Genomic DNA, 16220 nt, shown 5'->3' on the forward strand with positions numbered 1-16220 from the left:
GCCGCGGGCATGTTGTACATGGTGGCCGCCTCCATGGACCTGCCCGCACGCGCGGCGCACGACGCCTGGGCCGACCGCTTCCTGGCCTCGGGCGCCTGATCACCCGTCCCCTCGCCGGGGTCCGCGTACTCGGCGTGTCCCGGCGGCCGTCGGGACACGACATCGGTGCCCCCGGGAACCGGAATGCGCACCGGACCGCCATTCGCCTTTCGCGGCACTGCATGGGTGGAAGTACGTTAACGCGTGCGGAAATGCCACGAGGAACGGTCGTCCCCGGTGAGGGGTCGGTGCGCATGGGTGGAGAGCGGTCCCGGCGCCTTTGTGCGTTGAATCGAGTGGTGGGCGTGCGGTGTTCGGTGGGGTGTTCCCGGTCATGCCGATGCGAGATGCCACGTCGGTTCGGAATGGGAATGTCGACAGTGGATCGGCCGGTCCCGTGCGCCCGACAGGGCCGATCCCTTTTCCGTCTTCCGCGGTGCCGTGACGGATTTCCGGAGGGACCTTTCCGATAAACGTGCGATGGCCTCGTCGAACGCCGTTTCCGAGAGAACGGCGAGGTCGCCCACCACGATGTGTCGGGTCCTGCCTCGCTCCCGGTCGTGGCGGGAGACGAGACCATGGGCACCATGGTCTCGCCGACCGTCACGTTCAGAGCGGGTCGATACGGTCCTTGAGCAGGCAGAACTCGTTGCCCTCGGGGTCGGCGAGGACGTGCCAGCTCTCCTCACCGGTCTGACCGACGTCGGCGCGCACGGCGCCGGCGGACAGGAGACGTTCCAGCTCGGCGTCCCGGTCACGGTCGGTGGGGCTGACGTCGATGTGCAGGGGGAGCAGCCCGTTCCTCGGGTTGTCGCTGCGGCTGAGCACGATCGAGGGCCCCGCTCCGCCGAAGCCCGCGCGCGGACCGATCTCGATGTCGACCTCGTCGCGGTCGAGTTCCACGTAGTCCAGGACCTCGCACCAGAACCGCGCCAGCGTCTCCGGGTCCCGGCAGTTGAGGACGAACTCACTTATGCGGCATGCCATGGGCGTGACCTTCTCTCGCTGTGGGGACCTGGACCGTCGCGACCGTACAACGGGGAATGCGCGGAGGCGAAGGGTTTTCCTGGGGCACGTGATCGGGAACGGGGTACGTAGGCGGTGAGCGGGTCGCCGGACACGCTCCGGTCACACGCCCGACCCGAACGCCGGGATCGCTCCCTTGTGGTGAACCCCTCGCCGTTGGAGGCCTCATGACCGCCTCAGCCGTACCGGTCCGCAACTGGGCCGGGAACCTCACCTACACCAGCCCTCGGATCCACCGGCCGACCGACCTCGGCGCCCTCGCCGCGCTGGTGCGGGACACTCCCCGGATCCGGGCCCTCGGCAGTGGACACTCCTTCAACCAGGTCGCCGATTCTCCGCACGACCTGGTCCGGCTGGACATGCTCCCCCGGGAGGTCCGGATCGACGGAGACACGGTCACCGTCTCCGCGGGCACCCGGTACGCGGACCTCGCCATCGAGCTGCATCGACGGGGGTACGCCCTGGGCAACCTGGCCTCCCTGCCGCACATCTCGGTGGCGGGATCCTGCGCCACCGGTACCCACGGTTCGGGTGATCGGCAGCGGTGCCTGGCCGCCGCGGTCCGGGGCATCGAGGTGATGGGGTCCGACGGGGAGACGGTGTGGGTGCGTCGTGGCGCCGCCGACTTCCCCGGTGTGGTGGTCGGGCTCGGTGCGCTGGGCATCGTCACCCGGCTCACCCTGGAGATCGAACCCACCTTCGAGGTCTCCCAGCGGGTGCGGCTCGACGTGCCCCTGGACGAGGTCACCGCGGACGTCGACGCGATCTTCGGTGCCGCCTACAGCGTCAGTGTCTTCACCGACTGGCGCGGGCCCACCGGGCGGGTCTGGCTCAAGCACCGCGAGGGCGAGCCCGAGGGCGCGTGGCACGGTGGACGGTCCGCGAGCGTCCCCCAGCACCCGGTGCCGGGGGTCCCGACCGAACCCGCCACCGAACAGCTCGGTGTGCCCGGCCCCTGGTGCGAGCGGTTGCCGCACTTCCGTCCCGAACTCCCACCGAGCGCCGGCGCGGAACTGCAGTCCGAGCTCTACCTGCCGCGCGCGGCGGCCCCGGAGGCCATCGCCGCGTTGCGGGGACTGGGGGAGCGCATCGCCCCTGTGCTGTACGTCGGGGAGGTGCGTACCATGCGCGCCGACGACCTGTGGCTGAGCCCCGCGTACGGTCGCGACTCGGTGGCCTTCCACTTCACGTGGCACCGTGACCCGGCGGCGGTGACCCCGGTCCTGCGCGCGGTGGAGGAACGCCTCGCGCCGTTGGGCGCACGGCCGCACTGGGGCAAGATCACGACCATGGCCCCCGCGGACGTCGTGGGCCTGTTCGAGCGGTCGGGCGACTTCGCCGGACTGCTGGAGCGCTTCGATCCGGACGGTACGTTCCGCACCCCGTTCGTCGACGCCCACTTCCCGCGGTCCTGACGTCGGGTCCGCCGCGGCCGCGGCCGTGGACGCGATCGGGCGCCGGGCGGTACGTCGCCCGTCCCGGCGCCGGTCGGCGTGCTCAGCCCTGGTCGACGCGGAACAGGGTGGTGCTGCCGGACACCTCGTTGGCCACCGCCAGCAGCGGCGTTCCGGGCAGGGGCGAGTCCGAGGCGGGGATGAACGCCACCCCCTCCGCGCCCAGGTCACCGGCCTCGCGGGTACCGGGCTCGCCGGAGAAGTCGCGGTTGTTCAGGTACTGAACGAAGTTCACGTCGTGCGGGTCGGTGACGTCGTAGACCATCACCCCGCCCACGCGTTCCAGGCCGATGAACGCGTAGGTGTGTCCGCCCACCCGGCCCAGGACGACGTCCTCGGGCTCGGGCCCCTTGTCGTCGCTGCGGGTGTCGAAGGAGTTCTCGCGGTGGTTGGAGTTGAAGAAGTCCGGATCGGTCTCGGCGATGATCCGCTCGAAATCGGAACCGGAGTCGAAAAGCTGCTCACCATCGGTGGTGAAGATCGAGAAGGACCGACCGCCGAAGGCGTGGACCTCCTCGTAGCAGGATCCGTCCTCGCGCAACCCGTCGGCGGAGGTGACCGTGAGCCGCCCCATGTTGTGGTCGGCCAGCAGTTCGTCCACGGTGGAGATCCCCTGGTCGTTGTCGTCCAGGAACGCCTTCAGGCGCGGGGCGTCCTCGCACAGGGGCGTCTCCGCCGCCAGGTGCTTGAGCCGCGTCTCCTCGGAGTACCCGTCCCCACCGCGCGCGTCACCCTCGTTGGCGGTGACCAGAAGGGTCTGTCCGCGCCACCGGTAGGAGTCGAACCCGTCGGGCTGGTACATGCCGAGCACCGGCCACGAGGCGATGTCGATCGCCTCGTCACGGTCGGAGACGTCCAGTTCGTTGCCGGGCTCCAGGTGGTCCTTGGTGCCGAACGGAACGATGTCGGTGAACTCCCCGGCGCGCAGGTCCAGCACGGCGAAGGCGTTGGCCTCCTGGAGCACCACGTGGGCGCTGTACGCCGTGTCCGCCACGATGTACTCGGGCTCCAGGTTGCGGGCCACCCGCCCCGGGGTCCCGGGCTCGTCGGTGGACAGATCGGGTCCGAACACGCGCACGTCGGGGTGGAGTTCGCGGCCCTCGTCCCAGGCGCGGAAGTCGGCGGTGCGCACGTCGTCCTGGGTGAGGGCGGGGGGCCTGCGGCTCACCTTGACCATGCTCACCGAACCCTCGGGGTCGACCGTGTGGTCGTCGTTCGGTTCGCCCTCGTTGGCGACCAGCAGGTGGCGCCCGTCGGGGGTGAAGGTGAGCATGTCCGGCAGGGCGCCCACCCGGAGGGCGTTCACCGCGCGCCCCTCCGTGTCGAAGAGGACCGCCCAGCCGTCGTCGGTGCGGTCCGCTGCCTCCACGGCGACCGCCACGACGTCGCCGTGGACCGCCACCGAGTTGGCGACGCCGCCCTCCTCCACCACGGAGCCGTCCGCCGCGCGGACCCCCGCCGTCTCCAGGTCGAGGAGCTTCTCCGGACGCTCGGGGTCGGACACGTCCAGCACCTCGACCGTGGCGGCGGCCGCGTTGACCACGAACAGGCGCTGGGTGCGCGGGTCGTGGGCGACGATCTCGGCGCCCGAGACGTCGAACAGGTCGGTGTGGTAGGTGCCGAGGGCGGAGAGCGCGATCGCCCCGGTCGCCTCGGGCGCACCGAAGGAGGGTGCCTCGTCGGCGTGGACGGGGACGGCCGTGGTGAGGCCCAGGGCCAACAGGGCCGACGCGGTCAGGGCGGTGCGCATGATGCTTCCCGGAGGTTCGGGGGAGTGGGACCCGCCAAGCCGACCACGTGGGGGAGAGGCCGGGCCGAACTTCCGGTGACCCCGGGATGAAGCCCTGGGACACGGGGCGCGGTCACTCCCAGGCCAGACGGCGCGCGGTGGACACCTCCAGCGGTGCGCTGCCCTGGTGCGCGGACAGCAGGTGCCGCCCCGCCTCGGTGCGGGTGTGGACCACTTCGCCCAGGGACACCCACCGGTTCCACGCCCGTTCGAACGCGAGCGCGCCCCGCTTGTTGCGGGCCAGGGCCGACGGTACCGCGTGCAGGACCGTCACCGTGGGGTCCTCCCGCGTCCCCTCCGGACGGGTGGCCAGGTCGTGGCGGGCGATGAGGTAGCGCAGGTCGCCGACCAGGGGTCCGAGCACCTCGTCCAGGGACTCCGTGAACAGCTCCGCCGCGCCCGGATCGGTGAGGGTGAAGCGGTACACCCCGTCGGTGTCCACGTGGACGCGGATTCCTTCCGCGCCGGTGTCGGAGAGCCCCACCGAGCGCAGCGCCTCGGCGACCGCGCACGCGTACCGGGAGGTGTCCACCGGACGTCGGGCCAGGGAGCGCAGGCGCTCGGCCTCGCGTCGGGCCCGGACGAGCGCGCGCCACCAGTACGCCGCCGCCACCGCGCCGAGACCGAGGCCGAGCACGAGCAGCGACGGCACGAAGGACGCCGCCACCAGGGACACCGCCGCGAGGGCGGACCACGCCCACACGGGGACCAGGTCCCCTCCCCTGGGCAGGCGCGGTGGTGCGGGTTCGATGCCCTGGCCGCCCACCAGCACCTCCGGCGGCCCGGGCAGGGCCACGTCCACACCGACCTCCGAGAGCTCCACCGGCCCCTGGCGTCTCTCGTACACCCGTAGCGTGGGCAGAAGGGTGTCCTCGTAGCCGGTCCCGAGCCGCCACCGGGCCCGGGTGCCCTCCCGGTCGGCGGCCCGCTCCCACATGCGCCGATGGAGTGGTGCCACCGCTGTGGGCGGTTCGTAGGGCGACAGTTCCGGGTCGACGTGCGCGACCCCGCTCATCACCTCGCCGTCGGCGCCCACCCCCAGGTAGCCCTCGTGCTTGCGCACGAACCGGTCCCAGTCGGCCGCCCCGCGCGGGTGCTCGTGGCTCACGCACACGACCGTCCAGGTGTGCGCGACCTTCTCCGGCCAGTCCGGGTCCAGGCGCAGCGCCCGCCCGCGGCTCTGCACCACCGCCGTGGGGGTGGTGGCCGTGGTCAGGTCCACCACCGTGTTGACGCCGCGCGCGTCCCACCCTTCCCCGAGCAGGGCGCGCGTGCCCACCAGGACCTGGGATCGGCCGCTCTCCAGGAAGCGGGTCACGACCCCCACCCAGGTGCGCGAGGTCCAGGAGCCCTCCACCACGTGCAGCCCGTCGACCTCGCGGACGGAGAGGTCGGCCCGGGGCGCCTCGGCGCGGGCGAAGTCCAGAAGAGCCGCCGCGGTGCCCGCCCCGGCCGCGACGGTCCGGCCCGTGACCAGAACCGGATCCAGGTCGCGGGTCCGCGGGTCCTCGGTCAGCCGCACCACCTGGAGCCAGGCCGAACCGGCGTCGTCGGGGAGCACTCCGCGCAGCGCCGCGGGCGCGCGGGCGGAGGCGCGTTCGTGGTCGCACAGCACCAGGGCGCGCAGGCGCGCCCCGACGGCGTCCCGTTCCGCGGCCAGGATGTCCACCGTGGCGAGGGACTTGGCGGCGCTGCGGGCCAGTACCCGGTCCACCGGGGAGGCGCCCCTGCGGATACCGCGACGGGTGAGGTGGTGGCCCACCGACGGCAGAGCGGCACGGATGCGCTCACGGGCCTCCTGGTCGCGCGGGGAATCGGGGTCCAGGCACCGGCGGGCATAGTCGCCGATCAGCGCGGTCCAGTCCGTCGCGCGAGGCGGGTGCCGGTGCCGTTCGTCGACGCGGGCGCCGTCCGGTCGGGCGATGAGCCCCTGGTGGTGCAGGCGCAGCACGGCGTCGGCGAGCGCGGGGTCCTGGGTGGCCAGGGCGCCCCAGCCCAACCGTCCGCCCTCGGCGGTGTCCCGGGAGACGAAGCGGGCGTCCAACCAGGGCAGGAAGTCGGTGCTCGCGAACCCGGGTTCGAGCAGTTCGGTGCACATCGCGGCGAACCGGCCGCCCTGACCGGCGAGGTACTCGTGTTCGGTGAGGGTGGGTTCGGTGACGTACACGAGTTCGGCGAAGGGCGCCAGGTAGCCGTCACGGACCAGGGCCGGGAGGGAGGCGCCGGTGACGGGTGCGCCGAACAGCCGGTCCACGAGGTCGTGTTCGGCGCCGGTGAGGCTTCCGGCCGGGGTTCCGGTCAGCCCGATGACGTGGGCGTCGGGAAGGTCGTCGAGGATCTCCGCGAGCAGACGTCCCCAGACCTGCAACAGGTGGTGACACTCGTCCAGCAGCAGGGTGAGCGGGCCGGCGTCGTGCAGGGCCCGAACCAGGGCCTGACCGTTGGGGTGCAGCCGGTCGCGGACGGGGGTGGCCGAGTGGCCCTCCTCGTCGGTCTCGGCGTCGGGGTCGAAGACCGCCAGGGACTGGTAGGTGAGCACGTTGACGGCGTCTCCGAGCCCGCGATCACCCCCGGCCCCGCAATCGTCGGTCCGATCGAAGGCCTCCCAGTGGCGGATCCACTGCCCCTGGATGGCCGTGTTGGGCGCCAGGACGACGGTCCTGCGACGCAGGCGCCGGGCCGCTTCCAGCCCGACCAGGGTCTTACCGGACCCCGGTGGGAGGACGATCCAGGTGCGTCGGTCGCCCTGCTCCCAGCGTCGGTCCAGTTCACCGAGCGCCGCGAGCTGGTAGGGGCGCAGCGCCCCCGGCCAGGACACGCCCGCCATCGCCACCGCTGTTTCGGACATCCCCCCAGAGTAGGCGGGGGTAGCCCCGAACCCGGCGGTTCGGGGCCGGTGACGACCCGCTCCCCGCGCGGTTCTTCGGGGCGTGCGCTCCCCGCTCAGACGGCCGGGGCCGGTGCGCGCCGCGCGGCGTACAGGAACACCGCCAGCGCGCCCACGGCCGTCAGCAGCATCACCGTGGCCATGCTGCCCAGGGTGGCGGTGCCGGTCAGGCCGGCGGTCGCGGCCAGTCCCGAACCCACCGCGAACTGGAGCGTGCCCAGTAGCGCCGAACTCGTGCCGGCGATCTCCGCCGGCTGCCCCGACAGCGCCATCGCCGTGGCGTTGGGCGAGATCAGCCCGGTGAAGAGCATCATCACGAACAGGGCCGCGGTGACGTTGACCAGGTCGGCCCGACCGGACGCGGCCAACAGCACCATGACCAGCACCGAGGCGATGGCGCCCACCAGGCCCACGGCCAGCCTGCGCCGCAGTTCCATCCGCCGGATCAGGGCCACGTTGACCTGGTTGCCGAGGATCATCCCGAGCGTGGTCACGCCGAACACCAGGCTGAACTGCTGGGCGGTGGCGTCGAACTGGTTCTGGGACACGAACGAGAACGCCGAGATGTAGGTGAAGCTCATCCCGAAGCTCAGTGCCAGCACCGCGGTCGGTGCCATGAACCCGGGGTCCCGTAGCAGCCGGAGGAAGGTCCCGGCGAGCACACGCGGGTCCTGTCTGCTGCGTCGCTCCTCGGGCAGGCTCTCCGGAAGGACCGTGTACACCAGCGCGAACGTGGCGGCCCCGGCCAGTCCCAGTGCTCCGAAGATCAGCTGCCAGGGGCCCAGGTACAGCAGCTGGCCGCCCAGCAGCGGTCCGAGCATGGGCGCCAGGCCGGTGATGAGCATCAACCGGGAGAAGAAGGTGGCGGCGGTGTCGCCGTGGAACACGTCCCGGACCACGGCGCGGGAGACCACCAGCCCGGCCGCCGCGGCCAGCCCCTGGAGGAAGCGCAGGACCATGAAGGTCTCGGCCGAGTCCACGAACATGATCGCGAAGGTCACCACGGTGAAGACGCCGGTGCCCACGAGCAAGGGCAGTCGTCGGCCCCAACGGTCACTGAGCGGGCCGGCCACCAGTTGGCCCAGGGCCAGACCGGCCATCACGGCGGTCAGGGTCAGCTTCACCCGGGACTCGCTCGACCCCAGGTCCCCGGCGATCTCCGGGAGCGCCGGCAGGTAGAGGTCGGTGGCGAGCGGTCCGATCGCGGACAGGGCGGCGAGGACGAGGACGAGCAGGACGGCCGGCCGCTTCGGGGCCGCGACCGAGGTGTCCGGCGCACTGACGGGTGTCGTGTCGGGGCGCGCGTTCGGGCGCACGGCAGTGAGGCTCACGAGCTCTCCAAGACGGAACAGAGAAAGGTACAGGGCAACCCGGGGGTTGTGGGTCGGCGCCGTGAGCCACCTTCGGGTGGGGCACCTGGAACGTGTCCTTCGTGGGGACACGTCCGCTTGCAACGGATGTCCATGGGGAGGCAATCCCGGCTTGACCGGGGATCTCCGGTGATCCGAACCACAGGTCGGAAGGGCCTGATGGTGCGCGATCCTCGGGCTCGTGAAGGCGCTCACACGCCCCTGCGCGGGGCGTCCCGCACGGGGGCGTGCGCCGGGCCTTGGGGCGGTCCCACATCCGGTGCCCCGGCGGTCCCGGGTGTGGTGGTCTCGCGCGGGACGGCTCCGTCGACGGGGCGCGCGGCACGCCGACGTGGACGTCCATGATCACGAGGGCCGGTGGCGAGGAGGCGCGTGGTCGGGCGGGTGGCCTGTGCGCGTCGCGAGGCGCGCGGCTCGGCTGAGTGGAGACCCGGGGACGGCAGGGGCGGGGCCGGCGTGGGCGTCGACCTATGCTGCCGGTGGCGACCGTGGCGTGGCTCGGGTGGCGGTGGGGCCGGCCTGATCCCCGCCGCTGCGCGGGGCGGGAGCGGCTCGGGTGCGGCCCGGGCCCGGGGAAGGGACGAACCGCCGCGGGTCTGGGGCGTCGCCGTTTCGGCGTGCGCACGGAGCGGTCGACCCGGGGTCGGCCGCTCACCCCGTGACGGGGGTGCGCCACCGGGCACGGTGGCGCGGTGGAGGGCCCGTTTCGCGAGGCGGAGGGCGCCACCACGGCCCCCGGTGGGGCCGGCGGTCAGCCGGGTCGGACCTCGTCGACGGTGCTCGGCCGGGCGTCCTCGACGGCGCGCGCGGCGCGACGCAGCCGGTGCCACGAGGTGGCCCAGCGCAGGCGTTCGCCCTCGTCGGTGCCCACACAGGCGGTCACGAAGGCCATGAGGAACACGTAACCCGGGAGGTTCGTGCCCTCCAGAGCCCGGCGGAACGTCTCGGCGCTGACCACGCCGCCGCACTTGTACTCCAGCTCCAGGTAGGACCAGTCACCGGCCCAGACGAGGTAGAGACGCATGGTCAGCAGGAACTCGTCCGGGGTCCGGGCGTCCATGGGGTTGGGACGCTGTTCCGGTTCGGGGCGCGCGTGTGTCGTGGGTGTGCTCATGAGAGGGAAATGGACGCGGTCCGCCCGACCGGTCCGGGGCAGTGAACGGTTCGGGCCGGTCGGTTCGAGGAGGCCTGGGACACTCACTCGGTCTCCTTTTCGGCGGTCACCAAGACGGCCAAGAGCATGGAAAAGACTCTCCAGCGCCCGTACGACACGGGCGCGGACAAGGGGGTTTCGTGAACGGCGATCGCCGGAGGGGGGTTGTGGCGGGAACGCCGGATGATCGATTACAGGGGAATCTACCCGATGGAGGGGACACACGAAAGCGCCTGGTGTCCGGGTTTGTGGGAGGCGTACGTCTCTTTCCGACACGGTCGGTTCGCCATGGCCCGTCCCTCTTAGGAACTTTTCTGAGAAACCGACGCAAAGGTGATCTGACGTACCACCGAAAACGTCCGCAATGCCGGGAACTTTCTTTTCCCTGTTCACTCGGGTCTTTCGGAAGAATACTCCTTCCGGGGCGTGAAAAGGAAGGTCCGAAATAGGATGTTAAGGGCGACCGAAACTAGGGATTCCACCAGAGGGCGGTCGCGTCGTCCCGTTCCTTGCCGCGCGGGAAGCGCCGGCCCGCCGGATCGGCCGCCTCCAGCGACCGGACCCGCTCGATCAACGTCCCCGGGCCCTGAGCACGGGCCAGCGCGAAGATCCCCGCCCAGGACAGGTCGCCGAACACCTCGACCGTCCTGCTCGCCCCGTCGGTCATCACCAGGAACGGGGCCCGGGGCAGGGTGCCGGTCAGCGCCTCGTCGGCGGCCCGAGGGTCGGCCCCCGCCGTCCAGAAACCGCCCGGCACGTTGCGCCAGGCCCGGATCGCCGTCCCCGGGCCCACCCGTGGGCGCAGGTCGTCCAGACGGGTGTCCGCCACCAGCCGGACGTCCTCTCCGTCGTGGAAGAGCAGCACGGAGTCGGAGAGCACCAGGTACTCCACCGCCTCGTCCCGCACACGGACCGCCACCACCGTGGCCGAGGGCGTCTCCCGGACGGTGAGGTCACAGGTCCGCTCGTGGGCGGCGGCGGTGGACGTGATCGCCTCCGCCAGGGCCGCGCGCAGGGGAGACCCCGCGTCCAGTTCCGTCAACAGCCGGGTGCCGAGCCGCCGCGCGTGCCAGGCGAGCCCGTGGACACAGCCGTTGTCCTCGTCCCGTGGCGCGCTGACGCCGTCGAGCACGACCCCGCAGGTGCCGGTCACCGCGGCGAAGTCCTCGTTGGGACGATCCGGGGCGGCGGCTTCGGAGGACAGGAGGAAGGGCACGGCTTCGTCCTACCCGGGGTCGGCGACCGCACCCATGACGGCGGGGCCGGCCCGATCATTCCGGCCGACCCCGCGTGGACACGTGTCTCAGCGCACGACCACGGTGGCGTGCACGTCCAGGTGGCCCTGTTCCCAGAGCCAGTCCATGGCGGCCAGGCTGACCCGGGCGCAGCCCTTGGACGCCGGCTGCGCGGGGACGCTGGGGTACCCGTGCACGGCGATGCCGCCGTTGAAGTACTTGGGCCGGTAGAGCGCGCCGTACGGCCCCGGGTCCCAGGAGTCGACGTCCCGGAAGACCGCGTAGCTCCCCTCCGGGGTGACGGCGATCCGCTCGTCGCCGTCGGAGCCCTCATAGGGCTGACCGGAGCCGGTGGAGGTATGGATGACGCTCTGTACCTCGCCGTCGGTGACGACGAGCAGGAGCTGGCGCTCCAGGTCGATCTCCACCACCGAGCCGGAGTCCGTGGAGGCGGAGGGGACGGTTCCCTCGTCCAGGGCGGCGCGCGTGGCCGGGCCGACGATGCCGTCCCGGTCGATCCCGGCGGCCTTCTGGAGGGCCAGGACGGCGTGCTCGGTGTGCAGACCGAATTCGCCGTCCGCACCGTCGATCCAGTAGCCGAGTTCGCTCAGTCGTTCCTGGAGGGCCTGCACCTGCGGTCCGGATTGGCCGGTCCGCAGTTCCGCGGTGATGGGGGTGGACGCCGAGGCGACCGCCGGGGCCGGGGCGGCGTGGGCCGGTGAGGCGACCAGGGAGGCCCCCAGGGCCAGGGCACAGGCCGGGCCGAGGAGAAGGGTCGTTCGGATGGGGTTCCGTGCGTAGAGTGATCGAGGGGAGACCATACGTACTATTTACCCACAGATTCGGGTTTCTTGGGTCTTCGCCATGGAATCTGTGGACGACCGGCCGAGCGCCGCGCGCGGTTCCGCCCACGATCGACCGGTCGTCCCCCGTGTGCGGCCGCGCGGGGCCGGGGGCTCAGACGAACGGATGTCCCGTCCGTTCGTGCAGGGAGCGGGCGACCTGGGCGAGGGCCCGACAGCGGGCGAACTCCACCGGTGTGAAGGGGAGATCGGCGCGGTGGACGGAGAACGTACCGCCGTCCGGCGCCGGGAGCACCATCATGGTTCCGGTCATCTCAGGGTGATCGTTTCGGTCATCCGAAGCGGGGGTGTGGCGTACGTCCCGGGCCGCGGTCAGCGCGCTCAGACAGCGTTCCACGGTGGTCGTTCCGCTGACCAACGCCTCCACCAGGGTCAGGGTCCGGCTCGTGGTGTCGCTGAGTTCGTGCACGTCCGCCGGGCGGACCACCGCCGAACGTCCACCCGCCTCGCGCACGGCCCGGTACAGGTCGGCCTCGTCGACCCCGGCCGGGGCGCTCACGAAGAACTCGTCGACGGCGTCGCCGCCGCCGGGGTGCACCTGCATGAGGCGGATGTCGACGCCGAGCGCGGCGAACCCCACGGTCAGCGCGGCGAGGCCGCCCGGCACGTCGGCCACGGTGACCCGCACCCCCCAGAGACGGTCGTCGACGGCCGGGCGGTGGTCGGTGGTGACGGTCCTCGTCGGTGCGTTGCGGGGGCGTCGGTGCCCCCGCCGGTGTCGGTGCCATCGGTGTAGGAGGGAGAGGACGAGGAGCATCGTCCCCAGCACGATCAGGCCTCGGACCCCATCGTCGCTGTGCCCGAGGGAGACCACCAGCAGGTGGGCCGCGCCCGCGGCGAACAACAGGGTCCCCAGCTCCAGCACCTCGCGACCGAGGAAGCCGGGGCGGTCGTCGGTTCCATGGCTGCCCATCGAAGCGTCCATGCCCCGACGGTGCCAAGGCGAGATTGCGTCCACACGACGTTCTGTGACGCCGGAGTAACGACAGGGAGTGACGACGGTCACGCTCCGTCGCTCCGCAGGTCGGCGTGACCGCCCGAGGACGGGACCGTCCCGGACCCGTCCTCAGGCGCGCCGGTCCTCGGGGCGGGCGGGCCCGGCGTCGTGCACCGGGCCGGAGGTGGTCGAGGGCAGGCGCGGCCCGTCCGCCCACCGGTCCGCCACCACCTTGGTGAAGGGCCCCGCGCCGGGATCCCCGTGCCCGGGTGTCATCGCCACGATCCGTTCGGCGACCTCCTCCTCAGGGGGTGCGTCGCCCGGCTCCCGCACGACGTCATCGTCCACGGCGGGGACGGCGCCCCAGGGTGGGGTCACCGTCCGGTGCAGCACCGAGACCACGTCCGCGGCGACACCCGGCGGGTCGCTCCAACAGGAGGCGTGTTCGAAGAGGACCTGGCCCGGGGAGCGGGGCACCAGCGAACGTCGCAGCTCCGTGTCGGCGTCGCCGAGGTCGTAGGCCACGACCAGGGCGTCCGAGCGCTCCGGGTCGACCGGGACCACCGGCAGGTCGAGCAGTCGCGCCGCGGCCAGCCCCAGGACGCGACTGGAGCGGTCCGGCAGAGGCATCACCGCGTCGGGGGACCGACCGGCCGCCGAGAGGATCGCGGCCAGGTCCGCGATCCCGGTGCGGCGGCTCCGGAGGTCGTCCTCAAGGTGGGCGTACCGGCCGTTCGTCGTCGTGTCGGGGTCGTGCCGAGGGATCCGGCCCAGCACGGCGCCGGTCAGGGCGAAGTGCCATCCGCGCAGGTCGTCGCCGTCCATGGGGCCGGCCTCCCGTGCCGCCTCGGCACGTTCCACCATCCGCGTCACCCGATCGTGCGCCAGGTCCCAGGACTCGTCCTCGGGGGTGGGCAGGTCGGTCAGGATCCGTCGCGCGGCGTCGATGTCACCGGAGCACAGTGTGTTGTAGGCCAACAGGTAACCGCCGGGCCAGTCGGGCAGCTCCCCGGACCACGCGCGCAGCGCCCGCACGGCGTCCGCGTGGCGCTCCAGGTCCTCCAACGCCGAGATCAGTTCCCACAGGACCGGAACGGCGTCCGGTGCGCGGTCCCGGGCCGTCCTCAGCGCGGGGACCGCGAGGTGCGGCAGCCCCGCCTCCAGACAGACGTGTCCGAAGTCGAAGCAGGTCGCGGGGTCGTCCGGGTGCTCCCTGAGCTCCTGCGCCGCCGTCGTGAGTTCCGGGAGGTCGGCGGAGCGTCCGAGGGCGCCGACGAAACGGGCGAGGTCCGCCGCGGGGAGGTCGTCCGCTCCGGTCCGCAGCGCGTCGACCGCATGGCCCACGTCACCGGACTCCAGGGCCCGCCAGGCCTGTTCGAGGTCTGCCGTCACGATGTGCCTCTCGCCAATCGGGTACGGGGTGTCGGGCGATGGATGCCCCACAGTGGTCCGACGAACGCCGGTCGCCCGGGGTTCGCGGGAGGGCGTTCCCCACGGTGCGGGGTGTGAAGCGGGTCGAACGTCGGATCGGGGGCGGGGCGGAGGTCGCGCCGGTGATCGACCGCCCGGGGTGGGGCGCGCCGGTGCCGACGCGGGCGGACCCCGCCGAGGTCGCGTGCGGTCACCCGGCCGGGCGCTCCGGTTCAGAGCGACTCGATGACGTCCGTGACGTCGATGTCGATCCGGGCGACGCGCAGCCCCAGCCGCTCGTGCACGAACGACGTCATGTCCCGCCGCGCCCTGCCGGTGGCCTCGGGGATGGGGACCCCGACCAGGACCCGGGCGGTCGCGGAGACGACGATCCCGTCATCGGTCCTCTCGACGTGGCAGCGGCCGAGGACCAGTTCCCCGGCCGGGCGCACGGTGGCGCGCAGCATCGCCGCCACCGCGGAGCGGCGGATCTCGGTCCGCCCCGACGCCCCCTCACCGAGGGGGACGGCGCCGACGGAGCGGCCCTCGGCGCGGACCGCGCGCATGACGTCGTCGAGCAGACCGGGGGGTGCGGTGACCAGGGGTCGGTCCGCCAACGCGGCCAGCAGTGGTCCGAACTCCTCGGCGGCGGCCCGGCAGTGCGGGCAGGTGCGTTCGTGTGCGGTCGCGGCGTCCGCGCGCAGGTGTTCCAGGAGCGCGTCGGGCGAGGTTCCGCAGGGCAGCCGATCGTGGTCGTCGGACGGATCTACCGCCATGATTCAAGCGCCTCCACGAGATGGGTACGCGCGCGGTGGATGCGTCCGCGTACGGCGGTCGGGGTCGTGTCGACGATCTCCGCTATCTCCTCATATCCCAATCCTTCCATTTCTTTGAGAACCCAGCAGATCCGCTGTGGGGGCGGCAACCCCGCCAGGGCCTTCACGAGCGCCTGATGCAGGTCCGTGGCCAGGGCCCGGTCGGCGGGGCCGGCCGACCGTTCCTCGTACTTGTCCTCCTCCGGCGCGTCCGGGGCCTCGGGCCTTCGGGCCCGCACCGCGTTGAGCGCCAGGCGACCGACGATCCGGTACAGCCAGGCCCGGAACGTCTGCGGGTCCCGCAGGTCCGGGAGCCTGCGCCAGGCGGTGATGAGGGCCTCCTGCGCGGTGTCGCGCGCCTCGGCCGCATCGCCGAGAGTACGCAGGGCGATGCGGTAGACGGAGTCCTGGTGCAGGCGGACGAGGCGCTCGAAGGCGTGTTCGTCGCCGTCCTGCGCCCGCTCCACGAGCAGGCTCTCCGGCGGTTCGGTGTCCGTGTGCATCTGTTGGGAGCCGGCTTTCCCGCGTCGGTGGGCTACCTTTCGCCACCAGTTAACTACAGGTGGTCGGAATCGCGCGGTACAAATATGTGGCGCAGGTCACATCACATCGAGCGTGAGCCTCACCCCCTCCTCCGTGTCCTTCACACGTACGGACTTCACTTCGGCCCCACAGGAGCCCACGGCTCCGGAGCCACGAACCACCAGGAGCGCACATGGCCGCCAAGAACACCGAGAGCGCCCGGACCGACCTCCAGGAGGCCGGCGGAGCCACGAGTTCGGCCAACGCCCCGGTCCTGCGGACGGACCGGAACGTCGCCGGCACCGAGGGTCGGACCGAGATCGCCGACCACGTCGTCGCCAAGATCGCGGGCATGGCCGCGCGCGAGGTCGGCGGCGTGCACCGGATGGGCGGGGGAGCGGGGCGCGCCTTCGACGCCGTCCGCGAGCGCATCCCCGGCTCCACCTCCACCAGCACGGCCGCCCGGGGGGTCGCCGTCGAGGTCGGCCAGACCCAGACCGCCGTGGACATCCACCTGATCGTCGACTACGGCATCTCCATCCCCGACCTGGCCGCGGTGGTCCGCCGCAACGTCACCGCCGCCGTGGAGCGCATGACCGGTCTGGAGGTCACCGAGGTCAACATCACGATCGACGACATCCACCTGCCCGACGAGGAGGGCCAGGAGTCCTCCGCCGAGCCGCGGGTCCGTTGATCACCGTCCTCCCCCACACGATGTAA

At 72.3% G+C, this 16220-nt stretch carries 13 protein-coding genes; 2 read left to right on the forward strand and 11 right to left on the reverse strand.

The genetic code is table 11. The features are described from left to right. Window positions 1-648: 648 nt before the first annotated feature. A complete protein-coding gene (locus DSY14_RS10830; RefSeq protein WP_211716372.1) occupies window positions 649-1026 on the reverse strand; it encodes a VOC family protein in 378 nt (125 codons plus the stop codon). A gap of 206 nt (window positions 1027-1232) precedes the next feature. On the opposite strand from DSY14_RS10830, the gene DSY14_RS10835 reads away from it, so the two are divergent. Continuing rightward, entirely contained in the window at window positions 1233-2480 is a 1248-nt protein-coding gene (locus DSY14_RS10835) for a D-arabinono-1,4-lactone oxidase (RefSeq protein ID WP_211716373.1), read from the forward strand. Window positions 2481-2562: 82 nt separating this feature from the next. On the opposite strand, the gene DSY14_RS10840 is transcribed toward DSY14_RS10835, so the two are convergent. The 10 genes from DSY14_RS10840 to DSY14_RS10885 all read right to left on the reverse strand — a co-directional run bounded on the left by DSY14_RS10840 (window position 2563) and on the right by DSY14_RS10885 (window position 15481). After that, window positions 2563-4269, reverse strand: a complete 1707-nt coding sequence (locus DSY14_RS10840; RefSeq protein ID WP_211716374.1) for a choice-of-anchor I family protein — start codon at window positions 4267-4269, stop codon at window positions 2563-2565. A 112-nt stretch (window positions 4270-4381) separates the two neighbouring features. Next, complete coding sequence (locus DSY14_RS29195; RefSeq protein ID WP_211716375.1) at window positions 4382-7156, reverse strand: DEAD/DEAH box helicase family protein; 2775 nt, start codon at window positions 7154-7156, stop codon at window positions 4382-4384. A gap of 95 nt (window positions 7157-7251) precedes the next feature. Further along, on the reverse strand, window positions 7252-8526 hold the full coding sequence (locus tag DSY14_RS10850) for a multidrug effflux MFS transporter (protein WP_211716376.1): 1275 nt from the start codon (window positions 8524-8526) through the stop codon (window positions 7252-7254). Window positions 8527-9316: 790 nt separating this feature from the next. Further along, the gene (locus DSY14_RS10855) at window positions 9317-9766 is read right to left on the reverse strand and encodes a hypothetical protein (RefSeq protein WP_211716377.1); all 450 of its coding nucleotides are present in this window, start codon (window positions 9764-9766) and stop codon (window positions 9317-9319) included. 421 nt (window positions 9767-10187) lie between these two features. Next, window positions 10188-10934: a protein phosphatase 2C domain-containing protein gene (locus DSY14_RS10860; RefSeq protein ID WP_211716378.1), complete on the reverse strand. Its 747-nt coding sequence runs from the start codon at window positions 10932-10934 to the stop codon at window positions 10188-10190. 87 nt (window positions 10935-11021) lie between these two features. Next, complete coding sequence (locus DSY14_RS10865; protein WP_211716379.1) at window positions 11022-11774, reverse strand: L,D-transpeptidase family protein; 753 nt, start codon at window positions 11772-11774, stop codon at window positions 11022-11024. 136 nt (window positions 11775-11910) lie between these two features. Next, complete coding sequence (locus DSY14_RS10870; RefSeq protein ID WP_211716380.1) at window positions 11911-12741, reverse strand: amino acid-binding protein; 831 nt, start codon at window positions 12739-12741, stop codon at window positions 11911-11913. A gap of 141 nt (window positions 12742-12882) precedes the next feature. Continuing rightward, a complete protein-coding gene (locus tag DSY14_RS10875; RefSeq protein WP_211716381.1) occupies window positions 12883-14145 on the reverse strand; it encodes a hypothetical protein in 1263 nt (420 codons plus the stop codon). A gap of 251 nt (window positions 14146-14396) precedes the next feature. Next, the gene (locus DSY14_RS10880) at window positions 14397-14939 is read right to left on the reverse strand and encodes a hypothetical protein (RefSeq protein WP_211716382.1); all 543 of its coding nucleotides are present in this window, start codon (window positions 14937-14939) and stop codon (window positions 14397-14399) included. Beyond that, on the reverse strand, window positions 14930-15481 hold the full coding sequence (locus tag DSY14_RS10885) for an RNA polymerase sigma factor (RefSeq protein WP_211716383.1): 552 nt from the start codon (window positions 15479-15481) through the stop codon (window positions 14930-14932). The genes DSY14_RS10880 and DSY14_RS10885 overlap by 10 nt, the downstream gene beginning before the upstream one ends. 212 nt (window positions 15482-15693) lie before the next feature. Here DSY14_RS10885 and DSY14_RS10890 point away from each other — a divergent pair, with 212 nt between their 5' ends. Beyond that, a complete protein-coding gene (locus DSY14_RS10890) occupies window positions 15694-16194 on the forward strand; it encodes an Asp23/Gls24 family envelope stress response protein (protein WP_211716384.1) in 501 nt (166 codons plus the stop codon). Window positions 16195-16220: the final 26 nt, after the last annotated feature.

The organism is Nocardiopsis sp. MG754419 (assembly GCF_018207095.1).
Lineage (GTDB): Bacteria > Actinomycetota > Actinomycetes > Streptosporangiales > Streptosporangiaceae > Nocardiopsis.